This window comes from Aureimonas fodinaquatilis, assembly GCF_008369445.1.
GTDB classification, from domain to species: domain Bacteria; phylum Pseudomonadota; class Alphaproteobacteria; order Rhizobiales; family Rhizobiaceae; genus Aureimonas; species Aureimonas fodinaquatilis.
The window spans coordinates 131,102-147,139 of the sequence record NZ_VTWH01000005.1 but is presented as its reverse complement, the minus strand read 5'-3'; the positions used below and the strand labels follow the sequence as shown (position 1 = coordinate 147,139).

The 16,038-nt window shown below is 55.8% G+C and carries 16 protein-coding genes; 11 read left to right on the top strand and 5 right to left on the bottom strand.

Annotation, left to right across the window (positions count from 1 at the left end; all coding sequences use genetic code 11):
* Window positions 1-169: 169 nt before the first annotated feature.
* Window positions 170-748: a ribosome hibernation-promoting factor, HPF/YfiA family gene (gene hpf / locus FPY71_RS16820; RefSeq protein ID WP_149301491.1), complete on the top strand. Its 579-nt coding sequence runs from the start codon at window positions 170-172 to the stop codon at window positions 746-748.
* 173 nt (window positions 749-921) lie between these two features.
* The gene (gene ptsN, locus FPY71_RS16815) at window positions 922-1,365 is read left to right on the top strand and encodes a PTS IIA-like nitrogen regulatory protein PtsN (RefSeq protein ID WP_149301490.1); all 444 of its coding nucleotides are present in this window, start codon (window positions 922-924) and stop codon (window positions 1,363-1,365) included.
* A gap of 68 nt (window positions 1,366-1,433) precedes the next feature.
* Here the strand turns inward: ptsN and FPY71_RS16810 are convergent, their stop codons facing one another.
* The 5 genes from FPY71_RS16810 to FPY71_RS16790 all read right to left on the bottom strand — a co-directional run bounded on the left by FPY71_RS16810 (window position 1,434) and on the right by FPY71_RS16790 (window position 5,296).
* Window positions 1,434-1,688 (bottom strand): BQ00720 family protein, encoded by a 255-nt coding sequence (locus FPY71_RS16810; RefSeq protein WP_149301489.1) that lies wholly within the window; start codon window positions 1,686-1,688, stop codon window positions 1,434-1,436.
* Window positions 1,689-1,720: 32 nt separating this feature from the next.
* The gene (locus FPY71_RS16805) at window positions 1,721-2,152 is read right to left on the bottom strand and encodes an Hsp20 family protein (protein WP_149301488.1); all 432 of its coding nucleotides are present in this window, start codon (window positions 2,150-2,152) and stop codon (window positions 1,721-1,723) included.
* Between the two features lie 303 nt (window positions 2,153-2,455).
* Window positions 2,456-2,938: a peptide-methionine (R)-S-oxide reductase MsrB gene (msrB, locus tag FPY71_RS16800; protein WP_149301487.1), complete on the bottom strand. Its 483-nt coding sequence runs from the start codon at window positions 2,936-2,938 to the stop codon at window positions 2,456-2,458.
* 203 nt (window positions 2,939-3,141) lie between these two features.
* Entirely contained in the window at window positions 3,142-3,582 is a 441-nt protein-coding gene (gene arfB, locus FPY71_RS16795) for an alternative ribosome rescue aminoacyl-tRNA hydrolase ArfB (RefSeq protein ID WP_149301486.1), read from the bottom strand.
* Between the two features lie 103 nt (window positions 3,583-3,685).
* A complete protein-coding gene (locus FPY71_RS16790; protein WP_149301485.1) occupies window positions 3,686-5,296 on the bottom strand; it encodes a phosphoenolpyruvate carboxykinase in 1,611 nt (536 codons plus the stop codon).
* A gap of 356 nt (window positions 5,297-5,652) precedes the next feature.
* Between FPY71_RS16790 and FPY71_RS16785 the strand changes: the two genes are divergently transcribed.
* From FPY71_RS16785 to FPY71_RS16745, 9 genes are all read left to right on the top strand, one after another.
* The gene (locus FPY71_RS16785) at window positions 5,653-6,354 is read left to right on the top strand and encodes a response regulator transcription factor (RefSeq protein ID WP_149301484.1); all 702 of its coding nucleotides are present in this window, start codon (window positions 5,653-5,655) and stop codon (window positions 6,352-6,354) included.
* A 96-nt stretch (window positions 6,355-6,450) separates the two neighbouring features.
* Entirely contained in the window at window positions 6,451-8,253 is a 1,803-nt protein-coding gene (locus FPY71_RS16780; RefSeq protein ID WP_149301483.1) for a sensor histidine kinase, read from the top strand.
* A complete protein-coding gene (locus FPY71_RS16775; RefSeq protein ID WP_149301482.1) occupies window positions 8,250-8,681 on the top strand; it encodes an HPr kinase/phosphorylase in 432 nt (143 codons plus the stop codon). Before FPY71_RS16780 ends, FPY71_RS16775 begins: the two co-directional genes overlap by 4 nt.
* Window positions 8,682-8,871: 190 nt before the next feature.
* Window positions 8,872-9,273, top strand: coding sequence for a PTS sugar transporter subunit IIA (locus FPY71_RS16770; protein ID WP_149301481.1), 402 nt, complete (start codon window positions 8,872-8,874; stop codon window positions 9,271-9,273).
* A complete protein-coding gene (locus tag FPY71_RS16765) occupies window positions 9,273-9,584 on the top strand; it encodes an HPr family phosphocarrier protein (protein WP_149301480.1) in 312 nt (103 codons plus the stop codon). The genes FPY71_RS16770 and FPY71_RS16765 overlap by 1 nt, the downstream gene beginning before the upstream one ends.
* 227 nt (window positions 9,585-9,811) lie before the next feature.
* Window positions 9,812-11,209, top strand: a complete 1,398-nt coding sequence (gene ahcY, locus FPY71_RS16760) for an adenosylhomocysteinase (RefSeq protein ID WP_149301479.1) — start codon at window positions 9,812-9,814, stop codon at window positions 11,207-11,209.
* Window positions 11,210-11,345: 136 nt separating this feature from the next.
* Window positions 11,346-13,736, top strand: coding sequence for a sensor histidine kinase (locus tag FPY71_RS16755; RefSeq protein WP_149301478.1), 2,391 nt, complete (start codon window positions 11,346-11,348; stop codon window positions 13,734-13,736).
* The gene (tsaE, locus tag FPY71_RS16750; protein WP_246160668.1) at window positions 13,730-15,265 is read left to right on the top strand and encodes a tRNA (adenosine(37)-N6)-threonylcarbamoyltransferase complex ATPase subunit type 1 TsaE; all 1,536 of its coding nucleotides are present in this window, start codon (window positions 13,730-13,732) and stop codon (window positions 15,263-15,265) included. The genes FPY71_RS16755 and tsaE overlap by 7 nt, the downstream gene beginning before the upstream one ends.
* A gap of 12 nt (window positions 15,266-15,277) precedes the next feature.
* Entirely contained in the window at window positions 15,278-16,033 is a 756-nt protein-coding gene (locus FPY71_RS16745; protein ID WP_210246318.1) for a nucleotidyltransferase family protein, read from the top strand.
* The last annotated feature ends 5 nt before the right edge of the window (window positions 16,034-16,038 follow it).

The window sequence follows — 16,038 nt, the reverse complement described above, 5'->3', positions numbered from 1 at the left end:
GCCTTTGTTCTGCGTTGGTTGTATATGCACGCGAGAATGAGCACCCAGTTGCAAGTTTCGCTTGCTACCGCGCGTAAGGCGGATACGTTTATTCCTATGCAGGGATAAAGTGGGGCCGGTCAGAGCGGCGGACAAAATCTCTGCGGAGATAGAGGGAAGGAAAGCAAGTATGTCAATTCGCGTATCGGGCCGGCACATGGATGTCGGTGAGGCGTTTCGGACCCGGATTGAAGACCGGCTGATGGAACAGGTCGCGAAATATTTCGACGGCAACTATTCAGGTACCGTCGTTATCTCAAAGGAATCGTCCCGCTTTAATACAGATTGCTCATTGAGGCTTGATACCGGCGTTACCTTCCAGGCGGCCGGTATGGCGCATGACCCTGAAGCAAGCTTCGCCGAAGCTTGCGAACGAATTGAAAAACGTCTGCGCCGGTACAAGCGGCGTCTGAAAGACCACAAGGCTGCCGGAACCGGCAAGACCAGTGAAGTTGCCTATTCAGTCTTCGCACCCATCTCGGATGAGAGTGACGATGTGCCAGAAGACTACGCACCGGCAATTGTTGCGGAAACCTCGTTTCCTGTTGGCATTTTCTCGGTGGCTGGCGCAGTGATGGAACTTGACCGTCGTGACAGTCCCGTCGTCATTTTCAAAAATGCCGGCAGCGGTGAAATCAACGTCGTTTACCGTCGGCCAGATGGAAATGTCGGTTGGGTAGACCCCTCTACCTTGCTGAACCGAGCCTGATTGGCCTGAAATCAAACTTATGATGTGCCATGCGTCGTTGGATCACCCAACGGCGCATGGTTGTTTTTTTGACCTGGGATAGAAAAGCGATACAGATTTATTCGCTGATGCTGTAAACAGCCGCTGCATGGCCTTGGCCGGTCATAACCATAGTCATGGACATATTCTCGCTGATGCCAATCGATATCATAAGCCCCCAGGCTGTCATTTCATCGCTCAGGGGCCAATCCAAAAAGCAGATACTTCAGGAACTGGCAGAACGCGCAGCGCAGCTTGCCAACCTGCCCGAGCGTGAGGTTTTCGATGCTATCATCCGTCGGGAAAAGCTGGGCTCTACCGGCGTGGGCAATGGCGTTGCCATTCCGCACGGCAAGCTGAAGGAATTGAACAGGATTCTGGGGGTTTTCGGGCGAGCCAGCAGACCGGTGGATTTTGAGGCGCTGGATGACGAGCCGGTAGACCTTGTGTTTCTGCTTCTGGCACCGGAAGATTCAGGCGCCGACCACCTGAAGTCGCTTTCGCGCGTGGCCCGCCTGTTGCGCAATCCAGACGCTGTAAAGGCTCTTCGCAGCGCACCTGACGCCGCCGCACTTTACGATATCATTTCCCACAACTGACAAACCCAAATCCGCCAAAAGCGACGCGACCGAAATTGTGGACCAATTCCGGTCGCGGACCAACCAGATCAGTGCAGGCTTACCGTCTGCAATTCATTTTCGCTGGCGCTTGCCAGAATGCTGCCGCGATCATCCGAAACGGCAAGCGGAGTGCCATCTGCGGAAAACAGCGCCCATAATTTTATGCCTGGACGAATGGACTGTGCAGTAGGAAACCGCGCTCTTATATCATCCGACGACATACGGCGCAGATAAGCGACATGCCCTTCGCCAAGGGCTGCCAGTTCACGGTCACTGTATGGGGAGGAACGAACATCGACCATTTTCATGCTCCTTTCTGAGCAGTTCGAAATTGTTAATCTGCAACAACAATCTCGATTTTCTTGACGACACGCTCGGGTTTTGGCCTTGCCAGGTCAATCGACAAAAGGCCGTTCTTCAGTTCCGCCCCGATGATACGCATACCGTCTGCCAGCAGAAAACTGCGCTGAAAATGACGGGAGGCAATACCCCGATGCAGAAAATCCCGGTCTTTCTGATCCGCCTGTGAGCCCCGGATCGTCAGCTGATTTTCCTCGGTTGTGATGTCGAGATCACCGGAAGAGAATCCGGCAACAGCCAGCGTTATCCTGATGACCGTGTCTCCGCCCGCTTCCGGGTCCGGCTGTATCCGCTCGATATTGTATGGCGGATAGCCATCCCCGCTCTTCTGCAGCCTCTCCAGCGTTCTCTCAACGCCATCGAAGCCCAGAAGCAAAGGATTTGAAAACGGTGTCATCCTGCTCATATGCGACAAGTCCTTGTATCAAGCGACTTAAATGGTCAAAAGCCCAAACCTCGGCGCTTTTTCCCTTCTCGCATTATATGGCAACGCATCAGCGGTCCTTCAACATCTCCTTCAGTTTCAGGGGGGGAAACTTTGAAGAGTTTTTGTGTTTTCCCAACCGGCGCAGCGCCATAACCACATGATACAAAACAATTTCAGGCGCTAAACAATTGGAAATACAATAAAAATCTGGCTCAAAAAATACCGTCCGCAAATGAAGGATGCGCCCGCATTATGAATGAAGCGTTAAGCTATCGTCACAGGTCAGCTTGTGCGGGCACCTGGTGAAAAATTCAACGCAATGCCGTTGATGCAATGCCGTTTACCGGTGGGCGGCGGGCCATCATCGAAAATATGTCCGAGGTGACCACCGCAAGTTGCGCAATGCACCTCTGTGCGCGGCACAACAATCCGATAATCGGTGCGGGTACCGACCGAGCCGTCTATTGCCTCATAAAAACTTGGCCAACCGGTGCCGGAATCATATTTGGCGGTTGACGAGTAGACCGCCGTGTCACAACCAGCGCAATGATAAACCCCGCGCCGCTTTGATGCGTTCAACTGGCTGGAGAATGGACGCTCGGTCGCCTCCTGCCGCAGAACGGCAAATTGGTCCGGCGTCAGCTTTGCCCGCCACTCGGCGTCGGTCATTGTTACCGAAAAATTTTCGCTTTGAGCAAAGCCGCGTGAAACCGGCAGCAAAGACAGGGCCGCTGCGGCCATTAGAAATTGACGGCGCTGAAGCATGGTCTTCGCCTTTCCTGCGGTTGGAACCACATCCTGCACTTAAGCAGGCGAGCCTTTCATGGCGTTTCTGTGTCTGAAGACAGTCAACAGAACTTGAAACGAGCATACGGCCTGCAGCAACTCAAATATGCGCAAAACCGTTCCAGTCAACTTGCCATAACCCATTGTCTTGTTTGAAACGTAACCGTTTCAACGGGAAATAACTAATCATCAACACGCCCGCGCATCCGTTTGATGTCGGAGCGGCCTTTCTTTTCCTTCAGCCGCCGCTCGATTGCCCCTTTGCCAGGCCTCGTCTTGCGCCGGGGCGGTGGTGGCGGCACCAGCGCCCGCCGGACGAGTTCCACCAATCGCTCGCGGGCATCTTCGCGGTTTCGCTCCTGCGTGCGATAACGCGATGCCTCGATGAGGATCTCGCCATCCTTTGTGGCCCGCTGGCCAGCCAGCCTCAACAGCCGGTCCTTGACCTCAGCCGACAAGACCACCGAGGCCGCAGCCAGAAACCGCAACTGCACGGCCGTTGCAACCTTATTGACATTCTGCCCGCCGGGCCCGCCGGCGCGAATGAACACTTCTTCCAGTTCACTCTGCGGTATGGTCACCCGGTTGGAAACTACAATGCCGCTTTCTGAAACTGCCGGCATCATCCAGCCTCCAAATGCATGAAACCCGCACCGGTCGGGACCGGCACGGGCTTTATAGAGCTATTTCGGCAATGCGGAAACGCCGCGGCTTATGCCGAAGCGATTACTCTGCTGCCAGAGGCAGATTGGGAGCTGCCTTGCGCACCTCTTCATCCACATAGGCTTCGAACTTTTCGAAATTGGCGCGGAACATGCCAGCCAGCTTGCGTGCCTGCGCATCATAGGCTGCCTTGTCCTGCCAGGTTTCACGCGGGTTCAGAATGGCTTCTGGAACCCCGGGAACCGAAACTGGCACCTCGAAACCGAAGTTTTCATCCGTGCGGAATTCAACTTCACGCAAGGAGCCATCCAGCACGCCATTCAGCAATGCTCGTGTAACGCGGATCGGCATGCGCTGCCCCACGCCGTACGGTCCGCCCGTCCAGCCGGTGGAGACCAGCCAGCAATCCACCTTATGCTCGGCAATCAGCCGGCGCAGGAGGTTGCCGTATTCGGAAGGATGGCGCGGCATGAAAGGCGCACCAAAGCAGGTGGAGAAAGTTGCTTCCGGCTCTGTCACGCCCCGTTCAGTGCCAGCCACCTTGGCCGTGTAACCGGAGAGGAAGTGATACATTGCCTCGGCTGGCGTCAGGCGGGCAATTGGAGGCAAAACACCAAAAGCATCCGCCGTCAGCATCACGATGTTTTTCGGGTGGCCCGCCAAACCGGTTTCGCTGGCATTGGGAATATAGGGAAGCGGGTAAGCTGCACGGGTATTTTCCGTCAGGCTGCCATCTTCGAAATCGGGAACCCGATCTGCGTCCAGCACAACATTTTCCAGCACCGTGCCGAAGCGGCGGGTGACGGCAAAAATCTCCGGCTCTGCTTCTGCCGAAAGGCGAATGGTCTTGGCGTAGCAACCACCTTCAAAGTTGAAGATGCCATTGTCGCCCCAGCCATGCTCGTCATCGCCAATCAGCGTGCGGCGAGGGTCTGCCGAAAGTGTGGTCTTGCCTGTGCCGGAAAGGCCGAAGAACAAGGCCACATCACCATCCGGGCCGGAATTGGCCGAGCAGTGCATTGGCATCACATTGCGCGCAGGCAGGAAGTAATTCAGAACCGTGAACACAGACTTCTTCATCTCACCGCCATAGAGAGAACCGGCAATGAGGATAATCTTGCGTCTGAAATCACAGGCGATCAGCGTTTCGGAACGAACGCCATAACGTGCCGGATCAACCTTGAATGACGGAAAGTCAATAATTGTCAGTTCCGGAACAAAGTTTTCCAGCGCATCGCGTGTCGGGCGGATCAACAAGTTGCGGATGAACAGCGAATGCCAAGCATATTCTGTGACAACCCGGGTAGAAATGGAATAAGCTTCATCGGCACCGCCCGTCAGATCCTGGGCAAACAGGTCTTTGCCTTTGGCAAATTCCTTGAAGTCTTCATAAAGAAGATCAAATGCTTCCGGCTTCAGCGGCTTGTTGTTGTCCCACCAGATCTGTGACTGCGTGGTTTCGTCTTCCACTACGAATTTGTCCCGTGGGGAACGGCCCGTATGCTGGCCAGTCGTGGCGACAAATGCGCCATGCGCGGTCAGCTTGCCCTCTCCACGCCGCACAGCCGCTTCAACAAGCTCGGCTTCCTGAAGGTTCCAGCGGACGGAAGAAAGCCCGGAAAGGCCCGTCGTCTCGATACCGCTCTCCGGATTTCTAAGCCCGATATCTTCCATTGCTTTTTGGCTCCCGTCAAAAAATGCCTACCCAGAATGTAAGCTCAAGATCGGCCAATACGGGCATTATGATGAAACAGCAAGATGCTGATGGCGAAATACTAACAGCTTGAAATAATTCAATCGTTTTAATAAAAAATATTACGATTTAAATCGTTTTATGCTTCAAGCCAACGTGATGCTTCGGGACTATTCTTTGCGCGGCAGAACCGCATATCGCATTGAAAGGGTCACTCCGGTGGTGCGCACAAAATGCGTATTGGGGATTTGTCTGGCTAAGTCAGACCCAATTGTGGTAGAAATGCCACAATTGCACGGCATAGGTTTAAAATTGCTGATTTGGAGATTGTAAGTTCATGCCGACAATTGCGCTGGTTGATGATGACCGCAACATCCTGACCTCGGTTTCCATTGCATTGGAAAGCGAAGGATATCGGGTGGAAACCTATACCGACGGTGCATCCGCGCTGGAAGGTTTGCAGGCACGGCCGCCGCATCTGGCAATCTTCGACATCAAGATGCCGCGCATGGACGGCATGGAGCTTTTGCGCCGTTTGCGGCAGAAGTCTGACATTCCGGTGATTTTTCTGACCTCAAAAGATGAGGAAATTGACGAGCTTTTCGGGCTGAAGATGGGCGCGGACGACTATATTCGCAAACCGTTTTCACAGCGCCTGCTGGTAGAGCGGGTTCGCGCGATTTTGCGGCGTGGTGCCGCGCGGGAAGCCGTGGCCAAAGGCACCCAGGTTGCTGAAGCATCGCTTGAGCGTGGCCAGCTTGTCATGGATCAGGAACGACACACCTGCACCTGGATGGGCAAGCCCGTAACCTTGACGGTTACCGAATTTCTGATTCTTCATTCCCTGGCGCAGCGCCCCGGCGTAGTTAAAAGCCGCGACGCGTTGATGGACGCCGCTTATGACGAGCAGGTCTATGTGGATGACAGGACAATTGACAGCCACATCAAGCGTCTTCGCAAGAAGTTCAAGGTTATCGATGATGATTTCGACATGATCGAAACATTGTATGGTGTTGGCTATAGATTTCGTGAAATCTAGGTTATCTCCACGAAATCAGCTATACTGTCCTGTCAGACTGTTTGACAACACCGGACGGAAATCGCCCCATTACGGGCGATAAACAGGAAATTCTGCTTGGCCTCGACAACCGACACTTCGGATAATTCAACTGGCGCACCGCGTCAGGGGCGCCGCGCGCGGTGGCGGCGAATTCCGTTTGTCCGTCGTGCTTTGCTGCGCCTCCACTGGCTTCTGGGCCACACTGTGTTTTCATCCCTGACGCGGCGGATCATATTTCTCAATCTGGTCGCGCTCATCGTTTTGGTATCCGGTATCCTCTACCTCAACCAGTTTCGCGCCGGGTTGATTGATGCCAGGGTTGAAAGCCTTCTGACGCAGGGCGAAATCATTGCCAGCGCCATTGCTTCATCTGCCACGGTGGAAACCAACTCCATTTCACTGGACCCGGAGCGGCTGATGGAACTGCAGGCGGGTGCAACTTTGCAACCCGGCATGGACCTTTCCGACAGTCTGGATTTTCCGATCAACCCGGAACGCGTGGCACCCCTGCTGCGACGGCTGATTTCACCCACAAGAACGCGCGCTCGCATTTATGATCGTGATGCAAACCTGATTCTGGATTCACGCCACCTGTATTCGCGTGGTCAGATATTGCGTTACAATCTCCCGGCCGTTGAGCCGGAAGAGCGGCCCTTTCTGGAGTGGTTGGGCGACAAGACTGCAAGGCTGTTTCGCAACGCAGACCTGCCCGTTTATCATGAAACCCCGGGCGGTTCCGGCAGCACTTATCCGGAAGTGATCAACGCCTTGACCGGTGGCCCTTCCACTGTCGTGCGCTCGACCGAAAACGGCGAGTTGATCGTGTCTGTGGCCGTACCGATTCAGCGGTTCCGTGCGGTTCTTGGCGTTCTGATGCTCTCCACTCAAGGTGGCGATATCGACAAAATTGTGCAGGCTGAACGCATGGCCATTGTGCGCACATTTGCTGTCGTTGTTCTGGTCACCGTTTTTCTGTCGATTTTTCTGGCATCAACCATTGCGTCTCCATTGCGTCGCCTGTCTGCCGCGGCAATTCGGGTGCGGCGTTCAGTCAATGCCAGAGAGGAAATTCCTGACTTCGGTGACCGTGCAGACGAAGTGGGCAATCTTGCCAGTGCGCTGCGAGACATGACGAACACACTGTACGCTCGACTGGATGCCATAGAGCGATTTGCGGCAGATGTGAGCCATGAGTTGAAAAACCCGCTGACTTCACTGCGCAGCGCCGTCGAAACGCTGCCATTGGCCCGCAACGAAGATTCCCGTCAGCGTTTGCTCGCCATAATTCAGCATGACGTCAAGCGGCTCGACCGTTTGATCACCGACATTTCGGATGCGTCACGGCTGGACGCTGAACTGGCGCGCGAACTTTCCGACAAAGTGCAACTGGACAAGCTTGTGGCATCGGTGGTGGATGGAGCGAGGGCGCGCAGTCGCAACGGCCGCGAACTGAAGATCGACTTCAGCGTGGAGCCCCCGCCAAATGGTCTTAAAGGCTTTGTCGTGGCTGGGCACGACCTGCGGCTCAGTCAGGTTCTGACCAATCTGATCGACAATGCCCGATCGTTCATCCCGGAAGACGATGGTCACGTTACCATAAAGCTTCGCCGCACCGCCAAACGGGTGATTGTGACGGTTGAAGACAATGGGCCGGGGATTCAGGCAGAAAAAATCGACCGGATTTTCGAGCGGTTTTACACTGACCGGCCATCGAGCGAAGCTTTCGGACAGAATTCCGGGCTGGGTCTTTCCATCAGTCGCCAGATTGTTGAAGCGCATGCGGGCACGCTGGTGGCAGACAATATTCGTGACCCTGATGCCGAGTCCGGCATAGGCGGTGCACGCTTCACAATATCACTGCCGGCCGAATCGGCATGAGCACCAACCATCACGCCACGCTGGTTTCGGTTGACGGCAAGGGCGTGTTTATTTCCGGCGCTGCGCGCAGCGGCAAATCCTCCCTTGCGCTTTGTCTGATGCGCGCCGCAAGCCGGGAAGGCCGGCAGGCCGGTCTGGTCAGCGATGATCAGGTGCTGCTTTCCGTTCAAGATAACCAGTTGATCGGGCAGGCGCCTGACGTCCTGAAAGGCCTTATGGAGATTTCCGGCGTGGGCATTGTTCCGGTTGCCCCGGCCCCGCCAACCCCTCTCTGCCTGGCCGTGACCCTGCAAGATTCTTCCCCTCGCCTGCCCGAATACGAGACGGTGCTGATTGACAACATCCCAGTGCGCCAGATTTTTCTGCCGGCGCGTCAGGCTGTCTTTTGTGCAGAGGTAATTCTGATGCTTTTCTCATCAGACCAGTGATGAAAGTTGCAGCGCAGCATAAACATCACTGGTTGTTGATGCGGAATAAATCCCGCAAAAACTCACATTTGCGTTGGATTTAAGAATAATTCAGGCTGTTTCCGTGTTGCATCTTGCGGCGGGAAGGAAGCAAGCGCACAATCGCAAACTGCCTCCCATTTTGGCAGGTAGCTGGAGCGAATTGACAAGCATGATCGGACTGGTGCTCGTAACCCACGGCCAACTGGCAAAAGAATTCAAAGCTGCCGTGGAACATGTCGTAGGGCCACAACAGGCATTCGAAACGGTGTCCATTGGCCCGGATGATGACATGGAACAGCGGCGGGACGATATCGTCGACGCGGTGAAGGCCGCAGATCGCGGCAAGGGTGTCATCATCCTGACCGATATGTTCGGTGGCACCCCCTCCAATCTGGCAATTTCCGTTATGGATATGGGAGAAGTGGACGTGCTTGCCGGGGTGAACCTGCCCATGCTGATAAAACTTGCGCGCGTGCGGGAGAATCAGCCGATGGAAACCGCGCTTGTGGAAGCGCAGGAGGCCGGGCGTAAATATATTGCCGTTGCCAGCCGGATTCTGGCGGGCAAATAATGGCGCAAACCAGCGATCTTTCCACCACCGCTCGTGAGCAACCCGTTCGCCGCAGCCTTTGCATCGTCAATCGGCGTGGGCTTCACGCACGCGCATCTGCCAAATTTGTCCAGACTGCGGAATGTTTCGACGCCGACCTGACAATCAGCCGTGACGGGTTTTCCGTCGGTGGAAAGTCCATCATGGGGCTGATGATGCTGGCAGCCAGTCAGGGAACAACAATCGACGTTACCGCTACCGGACCCCAGGCTGAGGCAGCATTGGAAGCTATTGCCACGCTGGTTGCCGACCGCTTTGGCGAAGACTGCTGAACGCAGCCTATAAACTCATAGCGATATAAAGAAATGTTTATGTCCGTCTTGCGGTGCGCTCCGGGCATCTGCTACTGCGGGGCATAACGGGCCATTTCACGCTGTCAAACCGCTGCCTGGAATTGCCTGACTTATAGTCTTGTCGCATTTTCTTGCCTTTATAACGCATCAGTTCAGGCGGGAAATGCTTCTTGTGCCCTCTGGGCTTAAGTTCGGGATCATTCATCATGACCGCTGTCGATTATGTCGTCCACGATATTGCTCTGGCTGACTGGGGCCGCAAAGAGCTGACCATTGCTGAAACCGAAATGCCGGGCCTGATGGCCTGCCGGGAAGAGTTCGGGCAAAGCAAGCCACTGGCCGGCGCACGCATTACCGGCTCACTGCACATGACAATTCAGACCGGCGTGTTGATTGAGACGCTGCAGGCGCTGGGCGCTGAGGTGCGCTGGGCTTCCTGCAATATCTTTTCCACGCAGGACCACGCCGCCGCCGCCATTGCCGCAACCGGAACCCCGGTCTTTGCTATCAAGGGCGAAACCCTTGAGGATTACTGGGAGTACACCGACCGGATTTTCCAGTGGCCGGATGGCGGCACAAGCAACATGATTCTGGATGATGGTGGCGACGCCACCATGTACATTCTGATTGGCGCACGCGCTGAAGCCGGAGAAGATGTCCTCTCCAACCCCGGAAATGAGGAAGAGGAAATCCTGTTCCGACAGATCCGCAAGCGGATGGCCGCGACACCGGGCTTTTTCAGCCGCCAGCGTGACGCCATCAAAGGGGTGACGGAAGAAACGACAACGGGCGTCAACCGGTTGTACCAGCTGCAGAAAAAGGGCCTTTTGCCGTTCCCTGCCATCAACGTCAATGACAGCGTGACCAAGTCGAAATTCGACAACAAATATGGCTGCAAGGAATCGCTGGTGGACGGCATACGCCGCGGAACGGACGTGATGATGGCAGGCAAGGTTGCTGTGGTTTGCGGTTATGGCGATGTGGGCAAAGGTTCTGCTGCCTCGCTGGCCGGTGCCGGTGCCCGCGTGAAGGTAACGGAAGTTGACCCGATCTGCGCACTGCAGGCAGCAATGGACGGTTTTGAAGTTGTAACGCTGGAAGATGCGGCGCCGACGGCTGATATCGTCATCACCACGACCGGCAACAAGGATGTTGTACGGCTGGAGCATATGCGCGCATTCAAGGATATGTGCATTGTTGGCAATATTGGCCATTTCGATAATGAAATTCAGGTTGGCGCGTTGAAAAACCTGAAATGGACCAATGTGAAGCCACAGGTCGACATGATCGAATTTGCGGATGGCAAGCGCATTATCCTGCTTTCGGAAGGCCGGTTGCTGAATCTGGGCAACGCGACAGGTCACCCTTCCTTCGTGATGTCAGCTTCGTTCACCAACCAGACATTGGCGCAGATCGAGTTGTTCACCAAGACGGGCGACTATGCCAACGAAGTCTATGTTCTGCCCAAACATCTGGACGAGAAGGTAGCCCGGCTGCACCTGAACAAGCTGGGCGTAAAGCTGACCGAGCTTTCCGAAGAGCAGGCTTCCTACATCGGCGTTTCCCCACAAGGCCCATACAAAAGCGATCACTATCGCTACTGACCGGCCGGATGATTGCGGCCAGAGACAAATATTCTCCTGGCCGCAATCCATAACTTTTGCCAATCGAGCTTGCGGTCCATAAAAGAGCGAAAATAATCTGGTTTTCGGCGAATCAGACTGGCACGGGGGATAGTCAATGCCGAGCTACGCGCAAGCAGGTGATCTGGCCATTCTGACCGGCCCGGAATTGGTGCTTGCTCTGGCGGTGGCGGCTCTCATCCTTGCAGCAACCATGCTGCTGGTTATCTGGCATGTCCGGCAGCGGGCCGCGCTGACCAGCGAAATCGACCGTTTGCGCGGCGCATTGGCCGATGCTCGTTCAGTGGCAGAAATTCGCGCGGGCATTCTGGCCGCCGCAGACCAATGCATTATTGCCTATTCGGCCAATGCCGAGCCGGAGGTTTCCGGCCACCTGCCCCGAATTCTGGAAGCCCCGCGTGAACCACAGGCGTTTCTGGCATTTCGTGAGTGGCTGCCAGCCTATGATGCGGTCGCACTGGAGCGCGACATCGAAAAGCTGCGCTCACGCGCGGAACCATTTCGCCGTGAGGTGGAACTGGCCAATGGGCGCCCCCTTGAAATTGCCGGTAAAACCGTTGGCCCTCTGGCGATTGTGCGACTGACGCCACTTTCCGGCGTGCGGGAGGAACTGGTCTCCCTGCGTATTGAAAACCAGCGGACCACCGCGACAATTGAAACAATGCAGAGCCTGTTCGATGCGGCGACCATGCCTGTCTGGCTGCGCGCCCGCAACGGCGTGCTGGTGTGGGTGAACACCGCTTTTGCCCGAAGTGTCGAAGCGCCAAGCGTGGACGAGGCGATTGAGCGCCAGGTTGAGTTCTTCAACGCGCAGGATCGGGCCTCGATTGCCTCCCGCATCGAGACTGAGGGACTTTTTCGCAACAAACTGACCGCGGTGGTGGAAGGCGATCGACGCAATTTTGAAGTTGTGGAAGCCGCTGGTCCGCTGGGCGCTGCCGGGTTGGCAATCGATATTTCCGGCATTGAGGCGGTGCGCCGTGAACTGCACGAAACTTTGCGCAGCCACTCCGACACACTCAACCATCTGACCACTGCCGTCGCGCGTTTTGATGAAAAAACGCTGCTCACTTATTACAATGCCGAATTCCAGCGGCTGTTTGATCTTTCGGAATCCTATCTGGATGGCAAGCCGGACCATATTGCCATCATGGACCAATTGCGCTCCCGCGGGATCATGCCCGAGGACAAACCGCTGCGTGACCTGAAAAATGAAATCATGGCGGCGTACCGGGCGACCCGGCCAACCGATGCAATCTGGCATCTGGCCGATGGCCGCACATTGCGGGTGTTCACCAGCCCGGATCCGCAAGGCGGCGCGACGTGGGTGTTTGAAGACCTGACAGAAAAGCTGCAACTTGAAAGCCGCCTGAACGCACTTGTGCGTCTGCAGGGTGAAACTCTGGACTATCTGAAGGAAGCAGTGGCCGTGTTCGGCCAGGATGGAAGGCTGCGGCTTTCCAACCCGACCTTTGCCGAAATGTGGGGCTTTTCACACGAGTTTCTATCGGCAAAACCGCATATCAGGGCATTTGAGTCCGCCGCCAGAATTGGCATTCGACAGGAAAACTCTGTTTCCTGGGTATTGTTTGCCAATGCGGTGACAGCGTTTGAAGAAGGCGCCCGAATAACCGAAAGCGGCGAGTTTGAACTGGCTGATGGCCGCATGCAGAATTATGGCATTGTGCCGCTGCCCAACGGCCAGACCATGCTGACATTCTCGGATGTTTCGGTTGCACGCCAGGCAGAGCGCATGCTGCGTGAACGCAATGAGGCGCTGGAACAGGGCGACAGGCTGAAAAACGATTTCATTCAGCATGTCAGCTACGAATTGCGCTCACCGCTGACCAATATTATCGGCTTTGCCGCACTGCTTCGCGATTTTGACAGTGGGCCGCTGAATGACCGGCAGAGCGAATATCTGGACTATATCACCACCTCCACCAGCGCTTTGATGACGATCGTGAATGACATTCTGGACCTTGCGTCCATCGACGCCGGAACCATTCAACTGGACCTTGCCGATGTCAACATTGCCAAAATTGCCGAACAGGCGGTGGAGGCCGTGCAGGACAAGCTGCAACAGAATGATGTGAATATTCAGGTGGATCTGTCCGGCGCACAGGAAACCTTCCGTGCCGATGGCACGCGCATGGCGCAGATCCTCTTCAATCTGCTGTCCAATGCCGTCAACTTCTCTCCTGCGGGCTCTACCGTGCTTTTGAACATTCGCAGCGAAAACGACGAGGTGGTGTTTGAAGTTGCCGACTGCGGCCCGGGAATGGCCCCGGACGAATTGACCAAAGCATTCGAAAGATTTGAGCAGAACGCTTCCGGCGGTCGCAAGTCCGGCGCAGGGCTTGGCCTGTCGATTGTGAAAAGCTTCGTGGAATTGCATCTGGGTTCAGTGGAAATTGGCAGCAGTGAGCAGGGCGGCACATTGGTGACATGCCGCTTTCCTGCCATTGATGAGGCCCACAAATGGTAAGTATGACGACTGTTCCTGATACATTTGATGCCTTTACCATTCATCTGCCGGATGAGGCGGCGACCGAGCGTCTTGCCACCGATCTGATTGCCGTGCTGCGCACTGGCGACGTGGTGGCTCTGTCCGGAGATCTGGGCGCTGGAAAATCAACACTGGCCCGGTTCATCATTCGCCATCTTGCGCAGGATCCGCATCTGGAGGTGCCATCACCAACCTATACCCTGGTGCAAACCTATGAGACGCTGCCCAAGGTCAGCCATTTTGATCTTTACCGGCTGGGCGAGGACTCGGAACTGGAAGAGCTGGGTTTTGACGAGGCGGCTGAGACCGGCATTGTGCTGGTGGAATGGCCGGAGCGGGCAGAACAGGCGCGAACGGATGCCAACCTGACCATAGAGTTGAGTATAGCGAAGTCCGGTGGCCGTGACGCAGTGCTGAGACCGGCGCCGGAAATCGCACTGCGTCTGGCCCACAGCCTTCGCATTCGCAATCTTCTCAACGAGGCAGGATTGGAAGGGGCAAAACGGATGCCGTTTCCTGCTGATGCATCGTCCCGTCGTTATGAACGGGTGGAGTGTGGCGAGGCATCTTTGATCCTGATGGATTCACCGGCACTGCCACGGGGACCGGTCGTTTCGGCGGGGCGTACTTATGCGCAAATTGCCCATATTGCGCAGGACGTGCGCCCGTTCATTGCCATGGCAGAAGAATTGGAACGTCTCGGTTTCACAGCCCCCACAGTGGAAACGGCCAATGTGGACGCCGGGCTGGTTCTGTTGCGGGATCTTGGCCAGGATGTGATTGTCAGCAACGATGGCACACCGATTGCTGAAAGGTTCTGCGCCAGCGCCCGCGCATTGGCTGCGCTGCATCAGGCGTTCACCGCACCCGCCATAACCAGCAAATATGGTTTCGCCTGGGAGATTCCCGAGTTTGACCGCCCTGCCCTGGCCATTGAGGTGGAATTGCTGCCCGAATGGTACTGGCCACGCCAGAATGGCACCGAAATGGATGAGCGCCAGCGGGCGCGTTATCACACGGCCTGGACTCCGCTTTTGCAGCGGCTTGAGGAAGCGCGCCGGGGCATCATCCTGCGCGACTTTCATTCTCCCAATATTCTCTGGCAGGCGGACTCTTCCGGCCATCGCAAAGTGGGATTGCTGGATTTTCAGGACGCCATGTACGGCCCAGTGGCTTATGACCTGGCTTCACTGGCGCAGGATGCCCGGGTGGATATTTCACCGGAACTGGAAGATCAGATCTTTCAGGCCTATGTGCAGGAAGCAATCGGGCTGGATCCGGACTTTGACGAAATGAGCTTTGCCGCCGACTACGCCATTGTGGCGGCGCAACGCGCCAGCAAATTGCTGGGGCTGTTTGTCAGGCTGCACGAGCGTGACGGCAAGCCGCAATATCTGCGTCACATTCCCCGTATTCAATCCTACCTTGCACGATCGGTTGCCCACCCGGTCAACATCGCACTTAAAGATCTTTACGCAGAGTGGGGCCTGGTTGCCGCACGAAATTAAAGCACGACAGACATGACATCTCACTCCGCCAAGCCCTTCAGGCCCGCTCCGTTCAAACCTGCCACCGCCATGGTTCTGGCTGCGGGTCTGGGCAAAAGAATGCGACCGATTACAGCAACCATTCCCAAACCCCTGGTGGAAGTGAACGGCAAGGCATTGATTGATTATGGCGTGGACATGCTGGTGCAGAACGGCGTGTCGCGGATAGTTGTGAATGTGCATTATCTGCCCGACCTTCTGTGCGCGCATCTTCGCAAGCGCCGCGATGTCGAAGTGCTGATCTCGGACGAGACGGATATGTTGCTGGAAAGCGGCGGCGGCGTTGTCCGGGCTTTGCCGCACCTGGGATCAGAGCCCTTTTACCTCATCAACTCAGATACATTCTGGATCAACGGCTATCGGGACAATCTCGATCTGATGGCGGAAATGTGGGATGGTTCGAAGATGGACATTCTGTTGTTGATTGCCGACATGAAACGCGCCACTGGCTATGAAGGCCGCGGCGATTTTGAGATGGATGTGGAAGGCCGTCTGACCCGCGTGGAAGAGCGCGATATGTCGCCGTTCATTTATGCTGGCGCTGCCATTATCAACCCGGCGATTTTTGCCGGGTTGCCGGAAGAGAAATTTTCGCTGAACCGCGTTTTCGACAGCGCAATTGAACAGGGTCGGTTGTTTGGCGTGCGGCTGGACGGAATGTGGCTGACGGTTGGCACGCCGCAGGCCATTGGTGAAGCTGAGCGGGCGGTTCTCGCCAGCGCGGTCTGATTGCC